This is a genomic window from uncultured Meiothermus sp. (assembly GCF_937863175.1).
GTDB lineage: Bacteria > Deinococcota > Deinococci > Deinococcales > Thermaceae > Meiothermus.
The window spans coordinates 1-4,659 of record NZ_CALMCQ010000456.1; the positions used below are offsets into that span (position 1 = coordinate 1).

The 4,659-nt window shown below is 60.0% G+C and carries 4 protein-coding genes; 3 read left to right on the top strand and 1 reads right to left on the bottom strand.

What is annotated here, in order from left to right; all coding sequences use genetic code 11:
- Positions 1–194 precede the first annotated feature (194 nt).
- Positions 195–1,982, bottom strand: coding sequence for a translational GTPase TypA (gene typA, locus Q0288_RS17070; RefSeq protein ID WP_299433307.1), 1,788 nt, complete (start codon positions 1,980–1,982; stop codon positions 195–197).
- Positions 1,983–2,223: 241 nt separating this feature from the next.
- Between typA and paaA the strand changes: the two genes are divergently transcribed.
- The 3 genes from paaA to paaC all read left to right on the top strand — a co-directional run bounded on the left by paaA (position 2,224) and on the right by paaC (position 4,600).
- Complete coding sequence (gene paaA / locus Q0288_RS17075) at positions 2,224–3,192, top strand: 1,2-phenylacetyl-CoA epoxidase subunit PaaA (protein ID WP_299433310.1); 969 nt, start codon at positions 2,224–2,226, stop codon at positions 3,190–3,192.
- A gap of 81 nt (positions 3,193–3,273) precedes the next feature.
- Positions 3,274–3,852: a phenylacetic acid degradation protein gene (locus Q0288_RS17080; RefSeq protein WP_299433313.1), complete on the top strand. Its 579-nt coding sequence runs from the start codon at positions 3,274–3,276 to the stop codon at positions 3,850–3,852.
- Complete coding sequence (gene paaC, locus Q0288_RS17085; RefSeq protein ID WP_299433315.1) at positions 3,842–4,600, top strand: 1,2-phenylacetyl-CoA epoxidase subunit PaaC; 759 nt, start codon at positions 3,842–3,844, stop codon at positions 4,598–4,600. Before Q0288_RS17080 ends, paaC begins: the two co-directional genes overlap by 11 nt.
- The last annotated feature ends 59 nt before the right edge of the window (positions 4,601–4,659 follow it).

The window sequence follows — 4,659 nt, forward strand, 5'->3', positions numbered from 1 at the left end:
CCGAGGTAGCGAATACCCCCGAAGTGCACCGCGTAAAACCACAACCGAAATTTCTATCGTGGGCGCACATAGTTGGCAGGATCAGACCATTGTCGGAAAACCGCCTCTTTGCTGCTTCTGGGTGGATACGCTTTCTACAACAACTATCCTGAAAATCTACCGCAGTGCCCATAAGGCCAGTATCAGGGGCTCCATTAAACCGCCTCAGCCCGCTTGCGCTGGCTGGGGTCGAGTACCCGCTTGCGTAAGCGCAGGCTCTGCGGGGTGATTTCCAGCAGTTCGTCGGGAGCCAGAAATTCCAGGGCTTCCTCGAGGGTGAACTTGCGTGGGGGAATCAGCCGGATGTTCTCGTCGGAGCCAGAGGCCCGCACATTGGTGAGTTTTTTGTTGATGTTGACGTTCACGTTAAGGTCGTTGTCGCGGGCATTCTCGCCCACAATCATCCCCACATAAACCTCGGTGCCGGGGTCAATGAAGAAGCTAATGCGTTCCTGGAGACGGAAGAGGCTGTAGGCGTAGGCCACCCCGGCCTCCATGGCCACCGCCGAGCCGGTGGTGCGGGTTTCCAGGCTGCCCACGTGCGGCCCATAGGCATGGAAGTTGTGGCTCATCACACCCTCGCCCGCCGTCAGGGTTAGAAACATGGTGCGGAAGCCGAACAGGGCTCGAGCCGGCACAGTGAACTCGGCCCGGATGCGCCCCGACTCCTGCTCCATGTGCACCATCTGGGCCTTGCGGCTGCCCAGGGTCTCCATCACCGGGCCGAATCTGGCCTCGGGTACATCCACCACCAGGTACTCGTAGGGTTCCTGAATCTGCCCATCAGCTTCTTTGTAGAGCACGCTGGGCTGGCCCACCGAAAGCTCGAAGCCCTCGCGGCGCATGGTCTCGAGCAGCACACTCAGATGCAGCTCGCCACGTCCGTGCAACTCGAAGGTGTCCGGTGTGACCTCGATCACCCGCAGGGCCACGTTGGTCTCGAGTTCTTTGGAAAGCCGCTCACGGATCTGACGGCTGGTGACGAACCTGCCCTCTTTGCCTGCAAAGGGCGAGGTGTTGGGCGTGACGGTGATGCTAACGGTGGGTTCGTCCACTGCCAGGCGGGGCAGGGCTTCGGGGGCTTCTTTGGCCGCGATGGTATCACCGATCTCCACCCCCTCCATACCTGCAATCGCCACGATATCGCCAGGGGTTACTTCGTCCACCTCCAGGCGCTGCAAGCCCTGGTGGGTAAAGACCGCCCCCACCTTGAGGTCGCGGCTGCCGTGCTCACCCACGATGGTCACAAACTGGTTCTTGCGTACCGTGCCCCGGTGCACCTTGCCCAGCGCGATCTTGCCCAAAAAGTTGGAGTAGTCGAGGTTGGCAACCCGCAACTGGAAGGGGCCTTCGGCAATCCGGGGGGCCGGAATATGCTCCAGGATGGTCTCGAAGAGGTCGGCCAGGTCGGGCCTGGGAGTTTCGCCCAGCCAGGCCGTACCCTCGCGCCCAACCGCCCGCAGGTAGGGGAAGTCAAGCTGTTCGTCCGAGGCCCCCAGCTCGGCCATCAGATCGAAGGTTTCGTTGAGCACCTCATCGGGTCGGGCGTCTTTCTTATCCACCTTGTTGATCACCACAATGGGTTTGAGTCCGGCCTCGAGGGCTTTTTTGAGCACAAAACGGGTCTGGGGCATGGGGCCTTCGGCAGCATCCACCAGCAACAACACGCCGTCCACCATGCTCAAAGCCCGCTCCACCTCGCCGCCAAAATCGGCGTGGCCAGGGGTATCCACGATGTTGATCTTCACGCCTGCCCAGTCCACAGCGGTGTTCTTTGCCAGGATGGTGATGCCGCGCTCGCGCTCGAGATCGCCCGAGTCCATAATGAGCTCGCCGCCCTCGTCGTGGCGCGAGAGGGCCTTGGCCTGCTTGAGCATGGCGTCCACCAGGGTGGTCTTACCGTGGTCTACGTGCGCAATAATTGCGATGTTTCTGAGATTCATGTTGTCTCCAGGGGGGTAGCAGCCCCACACACGCGGCGGGCAACCCTCATAGTCTAGCGGATGGATGGGGCTTTGTATATGGTTACAGTACAGTGCTACAGACCCTTCACTTCGTTCCGGGGTGGTGCTGGGTATTTTCCGACTTCACGGTAAGTAGCTGCTTTGAATTTAGGGGTAACTCGAGCTAGACTATCTTCGAGTTTACCTAACAAGCGTTAGTTTGTTTTTCTTGGGAGGACAGATGCCAGCAAAGTACGGACTACCCAGCGATCCCGACTACAGCCTGCGTTTAGCCGAGTTCGAAGCCCGCATCGGGCGCGGCGAGAAGATCGAGCCCGGCGACTGGATGCCGGAGGAGTACCGCCGTCAGCTTATCCGCATGATCTCCCAGCACGCCCACTCCGAGGTGGTGGGGATGCTGCCGGAAGGAGCCTGGATTAATCGCGCTCCTACCCTCAAGCGCAAGATGATCCTGATTGCCAAGGTGCAGGACGAAGCCGGGCACGGCCAGTATCTATACCACGCTGCCGAAACCCTGGGGGTCAGCCGCGAGGCCATGCTGGAAGCCCTGCTATCCGGCAAGGCCAAATACTCCTCGATCTTCAACTACCCCACCCTGACCTGGGCCGACATCGGAACCATTGGCTGGCTGGTGGACGGCGCAGCCATCAAGAATCAGACCATGCTGGCAGCCGGTTCGTATGGGCCCTACAGCCGGGCAATGGTACGCATCTGTGCTGAAGAAGCCTTCCACCACAAACAGGGCAAGGAGATGGTACTGTTCTATGCCAGGGGCAGCGAAAAGCAGCGCCAGATGGCCCAGGACGCCATCAACCGCTGGTGGTGGCCAGCCCTGATGATGATGGGGCCCCACGATGCCGACAGCCCCAACAGCGAAGTCCTGACCCGCTGGGGCATTAAGACCAAGTCCAACGACACCGTGCGCCAGGAGTTCATCAACGAACACGCCCCCGAAATTCTGGATGCGGGCCTGCAAGTCCCCGATCCAGACCTGCACCAGGATGACAAAGGCAACTGGGTACATGGCCCCATCAACTGGGACGAGTTCTGGCAGGTTGTGGGAGGCAACGGCCCCATGAACAAAGAGCGTCTGGAAGCCCGCCGCAAGGCTCACGATGAGGGGGCCTGGGTGCGCTCGGCCCTTGAAACCTATGCAGCTAAACTTCAAAAAGCCACCGTCGCAGTCTAGCCGATAGCTCAAAGCGGATATCGGAAAAATCCCTGGCCATACGCCCTCCGCTACTGGCTACCAGCCCTCCGAAGGATCTTTATGGACACACAGTGGCCCCGTTGGGAAGTTTTTAAGCAAGATACCCCCGCCAAACCCCACCAGGCGGTGGGCTCGGTACATGCCGCCGATCCCCAGCACGCCCTGCTTACAGCCCGCAATATTTTTGCCCGCAGGCCCCAGGCCATCAGCATGTGGGTGGTGCGAGCAGAAGACATCTTCTCCTGGACAAAAGAAGAGCTAGCTGAAAACCCACCGCCAGAAGCTGCAAAGCAAACCGAGCCGTTAGCCTATGGCTTTCAGCCTTTAACTTTTTGCGTCTTTCGCAAAACCAGCCACAAACGCTCCATGACCTTTGTGGACTACGTGGGCGAGGTGAGTGCGAGTTCACCTGAGGATGCGCTGAAACAAGCCCAGCAGCAGTTTGGCGATGTAGAGGCCCTGGCCTGGTGGATCGTGCCCACCGATAGGCTCGCCAAAAGCGACCCCGGCAGCGAAACCGTGGAAAGCTGGTTTGCCCCGGCCACGGATAAAACCTACAAGCAGCAGCAATATTACGCCACCATCGGCTCACACGTGAGCAAGCACAAACTGGGGCGGGAGACCGACGATGAGGAATGAGATTAAGCAAGCCCTGATCGCCAGGCTGACCGCACTGGCCGACGACGAGGTCATACTTTCGCACCGCAACAGCGAATGGACGGGCCACGCCCCGATTCTGGAAGAAGACATTGCCCTGGCCAATATTGCTCAGGACGAGTTGGGCCATGCTTCGGTGTGGTACAGCCTGCGCAAGGAACTCGATGGCTCCGACCCGGATGGCCTGGTTTTCTTCCGCGATGCGGACGAGTTCCGCAACTGTGAGCTGGTGGAACTGCCTAGAGGCGACTGGGCCTTCACGATGCTGCGGCAGTTTCTGTTCGACCTCAACGAGACCCTGTGGCTACAGCAGGCCAGAGATAGCAGCTACCAGCCCCTGGCCGACGCCGCCAACAAAATTCTGCGCGAGGAGCGCTTTCACCTCCAGCACACCCAGGCCTGGGTAGAGCGGCTGGGCCTGGGCACCGAAGAATCCAACCGACGGATGCAGAATGCCCTGGATTTTATGTGGGGATACACCCAACAGCTTTTTGTACCCATCCCCGGTGAGGATTTGCTGGTGGCTGAGGGTATCGTGCCCGACCTGGGGGGCCTAAAAACCCGCTGGCTCGAGTACAGCATCCAGCACCTGCAAAACTCCGGCCTCAAGCTACCCATCAACCCTGGCTACCAGCCCGCTTCCCGCACCCACCACACCGAACACCTGTGGAGCATCCTGGCCGAGATGCAGTCCACTGCCCGCTGGGATGCAGCGGCCAGGGTGTGGTGATATGACCACCCTGCCCACCACCGAACAAGTCTGGGCCGCCCTGGCCCAAATTCCCGACC

Excerpts from the sequence above, each read along its gene's own strand:
- typA (WP_299433307.1), bottom strand. The coding sequence starts at position 1,982 with ATGAATCTCAGAAACATCGCAATTATTGCGCACGTAGACCACGGTAAG.
- paaA (WP_299433310.1), top strand. The coding sequence starts at position 2,224 with ATGCCAGCAAAGTACGGACTACCCAGCGATCCCGACTACAGCCTGCGT.
- Q0288_RS17080 (WP_299433313.1), top strand. The coding sequence starts at position 3,274 with ATGGACACACAGTGGCCCCGTTGGGAAGTTTTTAAGCAAGATACCCCC.
- paaC (WP_299433315.1), top strand. The coding sequence starts at position 3,842 with ATGAGGAATGAGATTAAGCAAGCCCTGATCGCCAGGCTGACCGCACTG.